At 71.6% G+C, this 15,513-nt stretch carries 16 protein-coding genes; 10 read left to right on the forward strand and 6 right to left on the reverse strand.

Annotated features, from left to right (window positions below; genetic code table 11):
- Nucleotides 1-56 precede the first annotated feature (56 nt).
- Nucleotides 57-1,244, forward strand: a complete 1,188-nt coding sequence (locus IEY55_RS17115) for an 8-amino-7-oxononanoate synthase (protein ID WP_189059023.1) — start codon at nt 57-59, stop codon at nt 1,242-1,244.
- Between the two features lie 10 nt (nt 1,245-1,254).
- On the opposite strand, the gene IEY55_RS17120 is transcribed toward IEY55_RS17115, so the two are convergent.
- Nucleotides 1,255-1,767: an Lrp/AsnC family transcriptional regulator gene (locus tag IEY55_RS17120; protein WP_189059025.1), complete on the reverse strand. Its 513-nt coding sequence runs from the start codon at nt 1,765-1,767 to the stop codon at nt 1,255-1,257.
- A 91-nt stretch (nt 1,768-1,858) separates the two neighbouring features.
- Here IEY55_RS17120 and IEY55_RS17125 point away from each other — a divergent pair, with 91 nt between their 5' ends.
- The 7 genes from IEY55_RS17125 (at nt 1,859) to IEY55_RS17155 (ending at nt 8,641) form a co-directional block, all read left to right on the forward strand.
- Entirely contained in the window at nt 1,859-2,491 is a 633-nt protein-coding gene (locus IEY55_RS17125; RefSeq protein WP_189059027.1) for a LysE family translocator, read from the forward strand.
- 188 nt (nt 2,492-2,679) lie between these two features.
- Nucleotides 2,680-3,990 (forward strand): helix-turn-helix domain-containing protein, encoded by a 1,311-nt coding sequence (locus IEY55_RS17130; RefSeq protein WP_189059028.1) that lies wholly within the window; start codon nt 2,680-2,682, stop codon nt 3,988-3,990.
- Between the two features lie 237 nt (nt 3,991-4,227).
- Nucleotides 4,228-5,076, forward strand: coding sequence for a Uma2 family endonuclease (locus IEY55_RS33025; RefSeq protein WP_189059030.1), 849 nt, complete (start codon nt 4,228-4,230; stop codon nt 5,074-5,076).
- Nucleotides 4,962-5,249, forward strand: a complete 288-nt coding sequence (locus IEY55_RS17140) for a DUF6343 family protein (RefSeq protein WP_189059032.1) — start codon at nt 4,962-4,964, stop codon at nt 5,247-5,249. The genes IEY55_RS33025 and IEY55_RS17140 overlap by 115 nt, the downstream gene beginning before the upstream one ends.
- 502 nt (nt 5,250-5,751) lie before the next feature.
- Complete coding sequence (locus IEY55_RS17145; RefSeq protein ID WP_189059034.1) at nt 5,752-6,495, forward strand: DsbA family protein; 744 nt, start codon at nt 5,752-5,754, stop codon at nt 6,493-6,495.
- Nucleotides 6,492-7,382, forward strand: coding sequence for a cytochrome c biogenesis CcdA family protein (locus IEY55_RS17150; RefSeq protein WP_189059036.1), 891 nt, complete (start codon nt 6,492-6,494; stop codon nt 7,380-7,382). The genes IEY55_RS17145 and IEY55_RS17150 overlap by 4 nt, the downstream gene beginning before the upstream one ends.
- 53 nt (nt 7,383-7,435) lie before the next feature.
- Entirely contained in the window at nt 7,436-8,641 is a 1,206-nt protein-coding gene (locus tag IEY55_RS17155) for a PQQ-binding-like beta-propeller repeat protein (protein WP_189059038.1), read from the forward strand.
- A 40-nt stretch (nt 8,642-8,681) separates the two neighbouring features.
- Here the strand turns inward: IEY55_RS17155 and IEY55_RS17160 are convergent, their stop codons facing one another.
- Complete coding sequence (locus tag IEY55_RS17160) at nt 8,682-9,959, reverse strand: hypothetical protein (protein WP_189059040.1); 1,278 nt, start codon at nt 9,957-9,959, stop codon at nt 8,682-8,684.
- Nucleotides 9,960-10,594: 635 nt separating this feature from the next.
- On the opposite strand from IEY55_RS17160, the gene IEY55_RS17165 reads away from it, so the two are divergent.
- Both IEY55_RS17165 and IEY55_RS17170 read left to right on the forward strand, forming a co-directional pair.
- Entirely contained in the window at nt 10,595-11,098 is a 504-nt protein-coding gene (locus IEY55_RS17165) for a DUF3145 domain-containing protein (protein ID WP_189059042.1), read from the forward strand.
- A gap of 94 nt (nt 11,099-11,192) precedes the next feature.
- The gene (locus tag IEY55_RS17170; protein ID WP_189059044.1) at nt 11,193-11,762 is read left to right on the forward strand and encodes a hypothetical protein; all 570 of its coding nucleotides are present in this window, start codon (nt 11,193-11,195) and stop codon (nt 11,760-11,762) included.
- 98 nt (nt 11,763-11,860) lie between these two features.
- Here IEY55_RS17170 and IEY55_RS17175 read toward each other — a convergent pair whose 3' ends face one another.
- The 4 genes from IEY55_RS17175 to IEY55_RS17190 form a co-directional block, all read right to left on the reverse strand.
- A complete protein-coding gene (locus IEY55_RS17175) occupies nt 11,861-12,286 on the reverse strand; it encodes a hypothetical protein (protein ID WP_189059046.1) in 426 nt (141 codons plus the stop codon).
- Between the two features lie 204 nt (nt 12,287-12,490).
- A complete protein-coding gene (locus tag IEY55_RS17180; RefSeq protein WP_189059048.1) occupies nt 12,491-13,933 on the reverse strand; it encodes an acyl-CoA carboxylase subunit beta in 1,443 nt (480 codons plus the stop codon).
- A gap of 80 nt (nt 13,934-14,013) precedes the next feature.
- Nucleotides 14,014-15,255, reverse strand: coding sequence for a beta-ketoacyl-ACP synthase II (gene fabF / locus IEY55_RS17185; RefSeq protein WP_189059051.1), 1,242 nt, complete (start codon nt 15,253-15,255; stop codon nt 14,014-14,016).
- The gene (locus tag IEY55_RS17190) at nt 15,252-15,491 is read right to left on the reverse strand and encodes an acyl carrier protein (protein WP_189059053.1); all 240 of its coding nucleotides are present in this window, start codon (nt 15,489-15,491) and stop codon (nt 15,252-15,254) included. The genes fabF and IEY55_RS17190 overlap by 4 nt, the downstream gene beginning before the upstream one ends.
- Nucleotides 15,492-15,513: the final 22 nt, after the last annotated feature.

A 15,513-nucleotide genomic window follows, 5' to 3' on the forward strand; every position in this document is an offset into this window, starting at 1 on the left:
CCCGTCGTGACGCCCGCCACTCGGATGAGGACGTCACCGATGCCACACTGTCGCGCATGACAGAAGCCGGCCAGGTGACCTCCGTCAACCCCGCCGCGGCCTTCGACTGGCTCGACGTCCGTGCCTCCGCGCGGGCCCGCGCCGGCCTGACCCGCCGGCTGCGGTCGCGTCCGGTCGTCGATCCGGTGCTGGACCTGGCCGGCAACGACTACCTCGGCCTGGCCCGCGACCCCCGGGTGTGCGAGGCCGCGGCCGAGGCGGCCCGCCGATGGGGCGCGGGGGCCACGGCATCCCGGCTGGTCACCGGCACCACCACGCTGCACACCGAGCTGGAGCGCGAGCTGGCGGACTTCTGCGGGGCCGAGGCCGCCCTGGTCTTCTCCTCCGGCTACACCGCGAATCTCGGGGTGCTGGCGGCGCTCGCCGGCCCGGGCACGCTGATCGTGTCCGAGGAGTACAACCATGCCTCGCTGATCGACGGCTGCCGGCTGTCGCGCGGGCACACACAGGTGGCGGCGCACGCGGATCCGGACGCGGTGCGGGACGCCCTTGCCGGGCGGACGTTGCGGCGGGCCCTCGTCGTGACCGACGGGGTCTTCTCGGTGGACGGCGACCTGGCGCCGTTGGGGGAGCTGGCCGCCGTCGCGCGGGAGCACGGCGCCGCCGTGGTGGTCGATGACGCGCACGGGCTCGGAGTGCTCGGGCAGGGCGGCCGCGGTTCGGTGTGGGCGGCCGGACTGGCCGGAGCGCCGGACGTGGTCACCTGTGTGACGTTGTCGAAGTCGCTGGGCGCACAGGGCGGTGCGGTGCTCGGCCCGCGACGGGTGATCGACCATCTCGTCGACACGGCTCGCACGTTCATCTTCGACACCGGGCTCGCACCGGCTGCCGCTGGCGGGGCGCTGGGTGCGTTGCATCTGCTGCGTGATCAGCCGGAGCTGGCCGAACGGGTGTGCGCGGTGGCGCGGGAGCTGGCGTGCCGACTGGGTACGGCGGGCCTGGCGGTGAGCGAGCCGGCGGCGGCCGTGGTGTCGGTGCGGGCGCCCTCGCCGCAGGCGGCGGTGGAGTGGGCCGCGGCGTGCCGGGACCACGGGGTCGCGGTGGGCTGCTTCCGCCCGCCGTCGGTGCCGGACCGGGTCTCCCGACTGCGGTTGACGGCGCGGGCGGACCTGACCGTCGCGGACATCGACCACGCGGTCGACGTGATCGTTCGCACCGCGCCGCCGGAGGCCCACGCGGTCTGACCCGTAGCCGTCAGCGTGCGGCCCGGCGGCGGCGTGGTGCGCGCAGGCGTCCCGGGGGCACGGTCAGCGCGCTGGTGTGGACGCGTTCCAGCACGATCGAGCTGGTCAGGTTCCGCACCTCTGGGCGGCTGGCCACCTTGTCCACCAGCAGGCGCTGCAGGTGCCGGCTGTCCTCGACCGCGATGTGGATGAGGAAGTCCGCCTGCCCGCTGACGTGGAACAACGCCCGGGTCTCCGGGAGCGACAGCACGAATCGCCGGAACGGGTCGACCACCTCCCGGGAGTGCGGCCGTACGTTGACCGAGACGATCGCCTCCAGCCCCAACCCGACGGCACGCGGATCGATCTCCGCGCGGTAGCCGGTCACCACCCCGCTGTCCCGCAACCGCCGCACCCGGTCCAGGCACGTCGACGGAGCCACGCCCACCCTGGCGGCCAGATCCTTGTTCGCGATCGAGGCGTCGTTCTGCAACTCCTCCAAGATTCGCCAGTCGACCGAATCCAGTTCGACGAAATCGCTCATAGTCGTGCACGGTACGGGCAACCGGGCGAAGGACCGCTCCGGGCACGCATCCTCCCCATGTCGAGACGAGCGTGCGGGGAGGTGTGTCGGAATGGATCTGGTGTGGGGGCACATCCACTGGGGGTCGTTCCTGGCGGCGATGCTGGTGATCCTCATCGTGCCCGGGCCCGACTTCGTCCTGGTGACCAGCAACGCGGTGCTGGACCGGCGACGGGGATGGTGGACCGCGGCCGGCTGCACCAGCGGGCTCGTCGTGCACTCGGTGGCCGCCACCGCGGGGCTGTCCGCCGTGCTCGTCGCGGTGCCCGCCGCGTTCACCGCGGTGAAGATCATCGGTGCCGCGTACCTGATCTACCTGGGGATCAGCGTGCTGGTGAAGGCCGGACGCGGTGCGGCTCCCAGCGCCGCGGTCCGGACCGGGAAGGTCCGCACGCCACGCGCGGCGTTCCTGCGCGGGCTCACCAACAACGTGCTGAACCCGAAGGTGCTGCTGCTGTTCCTGACCATCGTCCCGCAGGCGATGGATCCCGCGGCCGACCCGGTCCCGCAGGCAGCCGCGCTCAGTGCCACCGTGGTCGTGTTGTTCGGGCTCTTCCTGGCGCTCGTTGTGGCCTCGGTCCGGCTGCTGACCCGATGGCTGTCCCGGCCCCGGCCGCGCAGGCTCTTCGAGCGCGGGTGCGGGATCGCGTTGCTCGGCATGGCGGCCAGCCTCGCCGCGGCCTGAAGCCGGGCGTGCCGCTGCCCGAGCCGAAAATTCCGGGCTGCTGAGCCCGACATTCCCGGGTCGTGTCCTGGATCTTTGCGACGAGTGGTCGGTAGGGCGCGCTGAAGGGCGATCTTTGGTTCGAGAGTCCTGATCAGCTCTCTGAAACCGAGTCGTCACAGCGCTTTCCGCGTCGCTACCGTCGGCCCATGGGCCTGAACCTTGCTCTGTTCTGGGAGCGCCCCGACATCCGCGACGCACTGGCGGCTCGGGACGTGGGCACCGTCTTCCGCGCCTTGGCGGCCGCAGGACTGCCCCAGCGCGACATCGCCACACTCACCGGAGTGGCCCAGTCATCGGTGTCCGAGATCGTCACCGGCACCCGCAAGGTCCAGGCATACGACCTGCTCGACCGCATCGCTACCGGCCTCGGGATCCCTCGTGCTTACATGGGTCTCGCCTATTCCCCTGGCTGCGGACCATGTCCGCAGGACGAGGAGGACGAGGATGTGAAGCGACGACGGTTCCTCGCGCATGCGGGTCGAATCGTCCTCGGCGTGGCCGTTTTCGGTGAGGTCGACGCCAGTTTCCAGCCGCGCATTCCCTGTGCCCCGGTTCCGGACCGTGTCGGCATGGCCGATGTACAGCAGATCGAGGCAGCCACCGCGAGGCTCCACTCCTTGGCCGGCCAGCATGGCGGCGAGCTTGTCCTCCCCGCGCTCCGGGCGCAGGGTGCCTGGGCAGAGCAACTGCTCTGGGCCAGTACCAGTGACCCGGTCCGCCGCGCGCTGCTCGGCTCGCTCGCCCGACTCCAGGAGAAGACCGCAGAAGCCGCATTCGATGCGGGCTCGCGAGACACTGCTCGCGACCACCTGCTCAAGGGGATGGAACACGCCAAGGCAGGCGAACACCCCGCACTCCAAGCGCATCTCCTCTACACCGCTGGCCGCGTGGAGACGCATTACGGCGCTCCTGACGCAGCGTTGCAGCTCTACCAACTCGCCCACGTGCCGGCCATGGGCGCCCGCATGCCGCTGCTACTCGCTCTCCTCGAGATCAACCAGGCCCGTGCCTATGCCCAACTCCACGCCCGAGATGCCGCCCTCCGCGCGATCGACAACGCCCGAGAGCACTTCGAGCGGGCCACCCCGGACAACACACCCCGCTGGATGCGCTTCGGGCTCCCCCAACTGGCCGTGGCCGAAGGACTGGCCTGGGCTCACCTCGGCAACGAAGACCGTGCCATCATCGCGCTCCGCGCCTGCCTGAGCAGCAAGAACCAAACGAACGTGCGCCGCAACAGCATCGATCTCACCGAACTGGCCGCCGCGCACCTGCGCAATGGTGACATCGGCGAGGGCAGCCGCCTGGGTATGAAGGCCCTCGACCTTGCCGGGACGCTCCGTTCCCAGCGCACCCGGGATCGGCTCGTGCCGCTTCAGCGCGCCGCGCTGCGCTCCGGGCGAGCCGCGAAAGACCTCGCCGAGCGGGTCGGCCTTGCCCGGCAACGCCCCGCCTGAACCGGGTTCCCGAGGCCCCTCGCCCGTCCCCCACGCGGACGAGGGGCCTCGCCGTACCTGAAGGTCGAATCGTTCAGTGGTCGCCGTGGTGCGACCGACATCGAGCAGTGGTTCGAGCGAGTCGATCAGCTTGAGCGAAGAAAGCTGTCACGGAGCGTGCGCGACTGGTGTCCGTTCCGTCGACATCGCGCGCGCCACACTGGAACCAGTCCCACGACCGAAGGCGGGAGCAGTCTCGTGACGAGTGCACACCAGCATCGGCCCCGCGGCCGGCTCACGGTCGATGAGTGGGAGAAACTGCCCCACGACCCAGATGGGCCGCGCGTCGAGCTGATCGACGGAGTGCTCCGCGTGTCGCCAGCACCCAGCTACGCCCATCAAGCCATCGGTGACGAGCTTCGGACCGTCCTCGCCACGGCTCTGCGTGAACATGGTCGTCACGATCTGCGCGCAGGTACCGCCGTCGGCGCCAAGATCGCTACGTTACATGGGTATATCCCTGATGTTCTCGTCCTTCGTAGGCAAAGGGACGGCACAGTGGCCGTCGTAGCCAGGGACCTCGTTCTTGCTGTCGAGATTGTCAGCCCGCGCAGCCGCAAACAGGACCTTATGATCAAACCCACTGCCTATGCGGAGGCGGGTGTTCCCCACTTCTGGCGAGTTGAGCCCAGCCGTGGAACTCCCCCGACCGTCCACTGCTTCGAGTTGGACGGTGACGGTACCTACGTCGAGCAGGCCCTGGCCGGTCTGGGGGAGCCGCCCTGGTCAAGATCGACGGTGTGCCGGTCTGGCTCGATCCCGACGAACTCTACGCTCAGATCTGAGCCCTCAGTGCAAATCGCGCAAAGAATGATCTCATCGGACACCGACAACCCGGGCACGGTTTTTCCGCCGAGCAGCCGAGCAGTAATCCGGCAACCATCGCCAGTGGCAACGGCGTGCACATCGGTCGCGCGGGGTACCCCTCCACCATGGCCAGGGACCGGCGGCGCAGGCCGACCCGCGAGGAGTACCAGCGCGGGCTGTACGGCTACCACGACCCCACCGCCGGGTTCGGCGGCGCGCCTCCGGCGCTCAGCGCCCTGACCCTGCGGCTGTGGCTCGCCGGCATCGGGGTGGTGGTCTGGACCCTGGCCGCGATCTTCGCCTACACCCTCGGCATCCGCTGGCTGGCCGTGATCATGGCCGTGCTGGCCGTGGTGGGGATCGTCGACTTCGCATGGGTCTCGCACCGGAAACGCCGCGGCGAGCCCGGGTGAGGAAACTCCGCGTCGACCGCGGGCGCCGTGGCCGCGGTCGGTGCAGCAGCGGCCGGGCACAGCGTCGGTTGTGCCCGGCAGGGGATGCCGCTGCTGCGTGGTGGAGGCGGTCTCCTACCGTCTCTTCCCTTACCGCCCCGGTGCCCTCGAACCGGGTGCAAAGACGGTAGGGAGCGAACAAGGGGCAGCAGTACCGTCTTGCGTCGGGTCAGCACCCCAACTTTCGTAGGGCGGAATACAGGGAATTGGCGACACCGGCCTGCCCTCCCGCCCGGCGCGGCTCCCTGCGCTCACCCAGAACACCCTTACCTACCTGGGAAAGACGCGGCCTCGCCACGAAGCGGGCGGTCCCGGTGTCAGCACCATAGCCGATCCGGCATCCGGTTGATCTTCCGGGTCCCCGGGGTGGGACAACTCACCCCGACGGATCACCACCGGTACCGAGCGTTGGTGGTCCTACTACCGTGGTGACCGTCTGGCGCGATCGCGATGAGTGGGAGAAATGAGTTCACAGGGCAACAGACGGAACGAGACGTGGCGCTGGCTGGTGCCGGCCCTGATCGTGGTCGTCGCGGTGACACTGGCCTACCTGGGTGCCAACCGGGGCGCCCAGGACGACACCCGGCAGGCAGCCCCCCACCAGGCCGCCGGGCAAACGGAGGCCAGCGGCTCGTCCCGGCCCGGCGAGGGCCCGGTCAAGGGCCTCGCCCGACGGGACGCCAACGACCCGTATGCCCTGGGCAAGGTGGATGCCCCGGTGGTGCTGGTCGAGTACGCCGACTACCGCTGCCCGTTCTGCGCGAAGTTCAGCACCGACACCAAGCCGGAGCTGATCAAGCGGTACGTCGACAGCGGCGTGCTGCGCATCGAGTGGCGGGACATGCCGATCTTCGGTGCGGAGTCGGAGACCGCCGCGGTCGCCGCCCGCGCCGCCGGCAAGCAGGGCAAGTTCTGGGAGTTCCACAACCTCGCCTACGCCGAGGCCCCGCGGTCCGGGCACGCCAGCTTCCCCAAGGAGCGGCTCCTCGAGCTGGCCGGCAAGATCGGCGTCGGCGACATGGCCCGGTTCGAGGCCGACCTGGCCGACCCCGAGCTGCGCGCCGGTGTCCGCGCCGACGCCGCCGAGGGCCACCGGATCGGGGTCGCCAGCACGCCGACGTTCCTGGTCAACGGCCACCCGCTGCTCGGTGCCCAGCCGCTGGAGGAGTTCGTCGCACTCATCGAGCAGACCCGGGGCGGTCGGTGACCGGCATCGGTTACCTGGGGGCGTTCCTGGGCGGCGTGCTGGCCCTGGTGAGCCCCTGCTCCGCGTTGCTGCTGCCGGCCTTCTTCGCCTACGCCTTCGACCGGCCGGGCCGGCTGGCCGCACGCACGGGGATCTTCTACCTCGGCCTGGCCACCACGCTGGTGCCGATGGGCGCGGCCGCCTCGCTGGTCGGCGGGCTGCTCAACACCCACCGCGACCAGGTGGTGCTGGTCGGCGGCCTGCTGCTCGTCGGTTTCGGCGTGCTCCAGATCGCCGGTCGCGGCTTCGGCTCCGGCGCGGCGCAGCGGCTGGCCGGCCGGGTGCGCATCTCGTCGGCCGCCTCGGTGTTCGCGCTGGGCGCGGTGTACGGGCTGGCCGGCTTCTGCTCCGGACCGGTCCTGGGCAGCGTGCTCACCATCTCGGCCGCCGGCGGTGACCCGGCCTACGGCGCCACGCTGCTCGCGATCTACGCGCTGGGCATGGTCGTGCCGCTGTTCGGACTCGCCGCGCTGTGGGATCGCTTCGACCTCGGCCGCAAGGGCTGGTTGCGCGGGCGCGAGCTCCGGCTCGGCCCGCTGCGCACACACAGCACCTCGCTCGCGTCGGGGCTGCTGTTCATCGCCATCGGTCTGGTGTTCCTGCTGACCGACGGCACAGGGGGACTGGGCGGGCTGTTCGACGTCGACCAGCAGTACGCCGCCCAGCTGTGGGTGCGTCGGGTGGCCGAGGCGGTGCCGCAGACGGCGGTGCTGCTGACCATCGCGGTGATCGCCGCGGTGGTCACCGTGCTGCGGCTGCGTCGCCGGCGGCCGAGCCACGCCGACGAGGACACGACGGGGGAGACACCTGCGGCGCCACACCGGGAGCACGCCAGTTCCCGGGACTGAGCAGCCGTAGTCCACAACAGCCGACCATCCCCGACCTCCGAAAGAGGACGACCGTGCCCCGCTACCGCCTGGTGATCGGTGCCCTGCTCACCGCGCTGTCCGCAAGCTGCGGCCACCCGAGCACACCCGAGAACACCCCGGCCGCGGTGGTCGCCGAACCCACCCCGCCCCCGTCCGTGGCCACCGCCGCCGTCCCGGCGACCCTGCGCCCCGACCCGCTGTGGCAGGCGCCCTTCTCCAGCCCGCCCCGGGCCGTCGACGACATGTTCGTCGGCCTGATCCACCCCACCCCTGCCGAGCCCAAGCTGACGGTCGCCGGCGTCGACGCCGAAGGGCGCACCAGATGGGTCGTGCACACCAACCCCAGCTGCGCCAACTTCGGCATCAGCCGGGCCGGTGACCGCAACGTGGTGGTCGTGCTCGACCAGGAGCCCGGCCGGTCCGGCGACGTGGTCGCACACACCGTGGCCAGCGGCTACGACGCCGAGGACGGCACCCGCGTCTGGGGGCCCGTGCAGGTGCCCGGCCAGCTGGTCGGCCCGGGCCTGTTGGTGAGCAGGGGCGGCGGGCCGGACGGCCCCCGGGCCGCTCTCGACAGCCACAGCGGGCGCGTCGTGGTGGAATCCCAGCCGGGCACGACGGTGCTGCAGGAGTACAACGGCACCGTGCTGGTCGATCGGGAGCGGAAGCTGCTCGCCATCGACGCGCGCGACGGTGCGGAACGGTGGGGACCCGCCGCTCTGCTGGCACCGGACAGCGTGGCCGGGCAGGACGCCCGCCCCCGCTATCGATCCGCCGCCTCGGGCGATCCCCGGCTGTTCTTCGTCGAGTGGGTTGTCGGTGACGACGACCGGGTGGTCGGCCACAGCATCCACGACATGCACACCGGAGCCCTGGTCACCGATGTGCCCGAAGGAGGCGGTGATGCCATGGCCGTCGCCGACCGCGCCACCAACAAGGTCGTGGTGTACGGGATTTCCGGCACCGGCACGGTGTTCGGCGTGGACCGCGCCTCGCGGGACCTGCTGTGGCGACGACCGGTCGACCCCGAGCCGGTGACCTTCTCCTTCGCCTCCCAGGGAATCGCCTACGGCACCACCGGTAGCCGGGCGGTGGCCGTTGACGAGCGGTCCGGCGAGGTCCGCGCCGAAGGCACCTGGGCGCCGCCGGTGGCGGCCACACGCTCCGGCATCACCCTCGTTCCGGTGCCCGGCGGCAAGCCCGACGAAACGCGGTTCGTGGCCTTCGAGAAGCGCTAGTGGCCCTTCGGGGACAGGACGGTGCGCCCAGCACGATGTCCTAGCCGGGTAGCGGGACCCGGAGCGCGCGCTCGGCGACCCACCGCAGGCTCGCGTCGTCCGGGCTCGACGAGTCCGCCAGCCACACCGCCTGCGCCACCCGCACGTGCTCCCCGTCGCGGGTCACCACGAACGCGGCGTCGGAGAACGAGCGCGGGCCAGCCGGCCACCCGTAGCCCTCGCGCACCAGGTCGACGATCCCGCCACCCCCGGGCACCGCCAGCACCTTGCGGAACTCCTCGGCCGCCGTGGCGTTGGCGAAACCCAGCACCGCCACGGACACCCCGGCCCGCCCCGCCGGACCGGTCGCCTCGAGCAGGCCGCGCACCATGCCCACGCACCGGTTCCCGGCCAGCCACACCTGCACATCGCCATAGGCGTGGCCGGCGCACTCGTCGTCGCGCACCGAGGAGTGCCGCACGAACCGGACACCGTCCACAGTGGACTCGTTGGCCGTGGGGGTGGCGGCGGCGTTCTGTTGCTGGTTCTCCCCGCGCGCGGTGGTCACGGCGAACACGAGCACGGCCGCCAGCAACACGCCGGCCGCGCCGAGCATCGTCACCGGCATCCAGCGGGGCACCACGCGCCCCGTCCCGGGCGTGGGCGTGGGCACCGGCAGTTCGGCGACGCGGGGGATCATCAGCGTGCTGGCGGTGGCCAGGGTGGGGCTCACGCAGTCCGGGAACCCCTCGGCGGTCAGCTCGGCGACGCGGACCGCATCCGCCGGGGCACCGAGGATGTTCAGGATGTGCTGCACCTCTTCCACGTTGCACGGGTGATCCGCCGTGGCCAGCTCACGCGCGGCGGCCATCAGCGACGGCGCGGTGGGATGGAGCACGCGCAGCCCGCGAAGCAGGTCCGCGGTGGGCTGCACCACCTTTTCCACGTACGGGCCGACCGCCACCACGGTGCTCACGGGCAGCGGCTCGGCACCGGCGTCCTGCAGCAGTTGCGCGACGGCATTGGTCGCGGCGAGCGCCTCGCTGGCCGGATTCAGCACACCGTCCGGGCGCACCAGCTCCCACCCGTCCACCCGCCAGGTTCCGTGCAGCGGTGCGGACAACTTCAACGCCGGGTCCGGCAGGTCCACCCCGACCACGACGAGGATGCCGCGCGGGTGCACCAGGACGGCATCGAGCCGGCGGTCACAGCCGCGCGGGGTACAGCCGAGCACCGCGACTCCGCCGAGCACGCCGTCGCCGGCGCCGCAGGCGGCCAGCACCCCACGCAGGTCCGCGCCGACGCCGGAGACCTCCGTCCCGAGTCGGACCAGCCGCACTCCTACCTCCCAGTGCTCGCGCACGCAACCGTTGGCCGGGCAGTTCCTCCCGCGGCGTGGTTCGCGGGTGTTCCGCCCGTCAAGCCGGAATTGTCGGCCGGAACCGTAGCGCCACGGGGACGGGTGCGGTGCCGGTGGCCGGTAGCTCTCACCCGGAGTGACCTATGTCATTCTTCAGGGTGCCACCCATTATCGGGCACGGGTGGGGCGTCCTGACTTCGCGTGGTGTTCTGGATCGTGCTGACCGGGTCGGGTGGGCTGGTATCGCACGGTCGGGTGTAACTCAACTGTCCGGTGTGGACAACGGCGCGTCGCCTTGCGCCATACCACGTGCCGCCGGGTGGCACCCGACGGCCGGGCAAGTGCACCGGAGTGGAGGAAGGCACGACCCGGGGCGGTGTCACGGGGTGCGACCACCCACAGAGAGCAACCGTGATCACGTCCTGTGATCACCACTCGTCGTCGTGCCGATGAACACGGTTGGTCACCGCCACGTTCGTGTGATGTTCGTTCTTGTGGCGGAATGCCCACCGGCACGGCAGAATTGCCGCACGGGTGATCGCTACCGGCATCGGCCACCGTGGCCGGCGAGGTCGTAGGGGAAGACGTCCCTCGTCGAGCAGCGGAGGTCAGCAGTGAGCACCCGTGGCAGCACCAGTGGCGTGGTCTACGTCCACTCGTCGCCGTCTGCGGTCTGTCCGCACGTCGAGTGGGCGATTTCGGGCACCCTGGGGGCTCGCGCGGAACTGCGTTGGACGGCGCAGCCCGCGGCCCCGGGGCAGTTGCGCACGGAGTGCGCCTGGACCGGTGACGCCGGCACCGCCGGCGAGTTGGCCCGCGCACTGCGCTCGTGGCCGATGCTCCGGTTCGAGATCACCGAGGACCCCAGCCCCGGGGTCGACGGGCAGCGGTTCTGCTACGTGCCCGGACTCGGGCTGTGGCGGGCACGGACCAGCGCCAACGGCGACATCGTGGTCACCGAGGACCAGCTGCGGTCCCTGGTGGACACCGCTCGGGGTGGCGAGCACTTCAGCCACCGGGTCCAGGAGCTGCTCGGCGCGGCCTGGGACGACGCACTGGAACCGTTCCGGCGCGCCGGCGACGGCGCCCCGGTCACCTGGCTGCACCGGGTGGGCTGATCCCGGACCGCGAGGGCGTCCCGCGGCGTGTTCCGCGCCACCGGTACCCCGCCACCGGCGCCGCCGTCGCCGTGCCGTGTGGCACGCTCCTGACGTGCGGATCAGGATGTCCTCGCAGACGCGGTGGCTGCTGCCCGTCGTCATGGCGGCAGCCCTGCTCGCGGTCAGCGGGGGACTCGCCGCACAGCAGCTGTACCGGATGGCGCGCGACCCGGTGGCCGTGGCCCCGTCGGGCGCCGATGATGCGGCCGACGCGGACGGCAACGCCAAGGTGCGGGTCAGCGCGGACACCTTCGCCCACCCCGACGGGCAGGAGGTACGCGACCTCGTACAGCGTTACGTCACGTCCCGGAACAGACAGGACTACGCGATGTGGCGCGACACCGTGACCACACGGGAGGCACGCTCCATGTCCGTGCAGCAGTGGCTCGCCGCCGTCGGCGGCATCCAGACCCACGATGTCGTCATCCGTCGCGTCGAGTCGGCACCGGGCCCCCACGGGCGCGTGCTGGTGACCTTCCGTGTCACCCAGCCCGGCAAGGACCCGTCCGCCCCCGCGGTCCTCTGTCACCGGTCGCGCGCGGTGTTCCCGCTGGCCACCGAGAACGGGAAGCTGCGGCTCGGCTCTCCCAGGTGGAACAACGTCGTGGAGGAGAGCTGCTGAGATCGCTGCCCGGGCAGCCACTGACACAGCGCCGTCCGCGACCGCGCCGCCTGCCCGGGTATCGGCGGCGATCCGCGCGACCACGACGCCCCGCCGGCTCAGTGGTGGCCACCGCCCTGCAGGCTGCCACCCAGCTTGTCGCGGAGCTGCTGCAGCATCTCCGCCTCGGCACCGGCGGCCCATCCGTTCCCGATCAGCACCTGACCGCTGCCCAGCGCCTGGTCGGTCCACTCCTGCTGACCCTTCTGCGTCGTGAAGGTCGTCAGCACGAACTGATCCTGCCCGCTGTGACAGTACCCCGATCGGATCGACTCCGCGTTCACCTGGACCTCCAGGTCCTCACAACCCGCCCTGGCGGCGAGCTCCTCGAGGTTGGCCGGGGCGAACTGCTCGGAGTTGAACGGCAACAGCTCGGCGGGGGACTGGCCGGAGTGTCCCTGACCGCCGGTGCCGCACCCGGCGGAAAGCGCGCCGAGCGCGGCGAGGGCGACAAGGACGTGCCCGGTCTGCCGGCGGTATCCCATGGACTCTCCTCATCGGCTGCCGCGCCTCGCCCGCTCGCCGGCGCCGGACGGCGGACACGACACCGCGGGCGGATCACGAGTGATCCTTCGCCACGAGGTACGCACCGCCGTGCCGATCGGTTCAGCGGCAATGGCACCACCAACCGAAAGGGCCCTCGTTCCCTGCGGAAACAGGGAACGAGGGCCCGGAAGCGTCAGATCGCGTTACAGCGGAATGTTGCCGTGGGCGCCGCGACCCGCCGGGGCGGCGGCCAACGACTCGGCCAACCGGTACCGGGTCTGGGTCGGTTCGATGACCTCGTCGACCACGCCGATCGCCAACGCGCGGTTCACCCCGCCGGCGATCCGCTCGTGCTCCTCGGCCAGCTGGTTGTGCAACGCCTCGCGCTCCTCCTCGGGCGCGGCGGCCAGCTTCTTGCGGTGCAGGATGCCCACCGCGGCCCTGGCCCCCATCACCGCGACCTCGGCGTCCGGCCAGGCGAACACCGAGGTGGCACCCAGGCAGCGGGCGTTCATCGCGATGTAGGCACCGCCGTAAGCCTTGCGGGTCACCAGGGTCACCCGCGGCACGATCGCCTCGGCGAAGGCGTGCAGCAGCTTGGCACCCCGCCGGACCACGCCGTCCCACTCCTGGCCCACGCCCGGCAGATACCCGGGCACATCCACGAGCACCAGCAGCGGCACCCCGAAGGAGTCGCACATCCGTACGAACCGGGACGCCTTCTCCGCGCTCGCCGAGTCCAGGCAGCCACCCATCCGCAGCGGGTTGTTCGCGATCACGCCCACCGTGCGCCCGGCCAACCGGCCCAGGCCGACCACGATGTTGGGCGCCCATCTCGGCTGCAGCTCCTCGAAGCTGGAGCTGGTCTCGTCGTGGTCCAGGATCCGCCGCACCAGCGGCCGCACGTCGTAGGCCCGCCGCGCCGAGGCCGGCAGCATGGCCTTGAGGTCGGCGTTGTCGTTGCGGACCCGGTGCAGGTCGAACACTCCGGGCAGGGAGAACAGGCTGGTGATCCGGCGCGCCCGGGCATAGGCGTCGGCCTCGTCGTCGGCGGTCACGTGCACCACGCCGGACTTACGGGCGTGCGCGTCCGGGCCGCCCAGCCCCTCCATGTCGATCTGCTCACCGGTCACGCTGCGCACCACGTCCGGCCCGGTGACGAACACCCGGCCGGTCGGCGCCATGATCACGATGTCGGTCAGCGCCGGGCCGTAGGCCGCGCCCCCCGCGGCCGGGCCCAACACCACCGAGATCTGCGGCACCTTCCCCGAGGCGCGCACCATCGCGGCGAACACCGACCCGACCGCGTCCAGCGCCTCCACGCCCTCGGCCAGCCGGGCACCACCGGAGTGCCACAGGCCGATCACCGGCACCCGCTCCTTCACCGCGGTGTCGATGGCCTCGACGATGTGCCGGCAGCCCTCGGAACCCATCGCACCGCCCATCTTGGTGGCGTCGGTGCAGTAGGCGACGGCCTTGGCCCCGTTGATCCGGCCTCGGACGGCATACACGCCGCTGGCGTCCTTCGGGCGCAACGGCGCCATCGAGTCGACGTCCAGCAGCTGCGCGAGCCGGACCTCCGGGTCCCGCGGATCGGGCTCGCCGGCGGTGTCCTTCGGGTCGGGTCGGGTGACCACAGCGGTCATGGGTGCTCCTCGCGTGGGGAATCGGGCGGGCAGCGATATCGCCTCCCGGCGCCGGGGCGCAGGCGCGGTGCCGCGCCCCGCTACGCCGAGGTGAAGGCGAGCGCGACGTTGTGCCCGCCGAAACCGAACGAGTCGTTGACCGCGGCGGACAGCTCCGTGCGTCGCGCCGTGCCGGCCGCGACGTCGAGCCGGACCTGCGGGTCCTGGTGTTCCAGGTTCAGGGTGGGTGGCACCACACCGTCGTGGACCGCGAGCAGCGTGGCGATCGCCTCGACCGCACCGGCCGCCCCGAGCAGGTGGCCCAGCGCCGACTTGGGCGCGGTGACGACCGGGTGGTCGCCGATGGCCAGGCGGATGGCGGCCGCCTCGGCCACGTCACCGACCGGGGTGGAGGTGGCGTGCGCGTTGACGTGCCCCACTTCCTTCGGGTCCAGCTCGGCGGTGCGCAGCGCGGCCGCGATCGCCCGCGCCGCACCCTTGCCCTCCGGCTGCAGGCCGGTGATGTGGTAGGCGTCGGCACTGGTGCCCGCGCCGGCCAGCCGACCGTAGACCCGGGCACCCCGGGCACGGGCGAACTCGGCACGCTCCAGCACCATCACGCCGGCACCCTCACCGAGCACGAAGCCGTCCCGCTCCGCGTCGAACGGCCGGGACGCCTTCTCCGGCTCGTCGTTGCGGGTGCTCATGGTGCGGGCCTGGGCGAAGCCGGCCAGCGGCAGCGCCGAGATGCACGCCTCGGCCCCGCCCGCCACGACGACGTCGACCTCACCGGCCCGCAACATCCGCCACGCCCACGCCAGCGCCTCGGCCCCGGAGGCACATGCCGACACCGGGGCGTGCGCGCCGCCCTGGGCGTTCAACGCCAGGCTGACGAAGGCGGCCGGACCGTTGGGCATCAGCATCGGCACGGTCAGCGGCGAGATCTTGCGGATGCCCTGGGTCTCCAGCAGGTCGTCCTGCTGGAGCAGGGTCATCGCCCCGCCGATGCCGGTGCCGATCACCACGCCGAGCCGCTCCGGCTCGACCTGCGGCTGCTCGCCGTCCAGGCCGGCGTCGGCCCACGCCTGCTTGGCGGCGACCAACGCGACCTGCTCGCAGCGGTCCATCCGGCGCGCCTCCACGCGCGGGATGACCTCGGTCGGCTCGACGACGAGCTGCGCGGCGATGCGCACCGGCAGCTCGTAGCGGTCGACCCAGTCCGCCTCCAGCTTCCGGACGCCGCTGCGCCCGGCGACCAGCGCCTGCCAGGTGGTGGTGACGTCGCCACCGAGCGGCGTGGTCGCGCCCAGCCCGGTGACGACGACGTCATTGGTGGTGCTCACTTGTTGGTGGCGATGTAGCTCACCGCATCGCCCACGGTCTTGAGGTTGGCCAGCTGGTCGTCGGGGATCTTGACCCCGAACTTGTCCTCGGCCTGGACCGCGATCTCCACCATGGACAGCGAGTCCACGTCCAGGTCGTCCACGAAGGACTTCTCCTCGGTGATGTCCTCGGGGCTGACCCCGGCGACCTCCTCGACGATCGCCCGAAGCTCCTTGAGGATCTCCTCGTTGCTCACTGTGCTGTTCCCTTTCTCGTTC

This window comes from Longimycelium tulufanense, from assembly GCF_014645795.1.
Lineage (GTDB): Bacteria > Actinomycetota > Actinomycetes > Mycobacteriales > Pseudonocardiaceae > Longimycelium > Longimycelium tulufanense.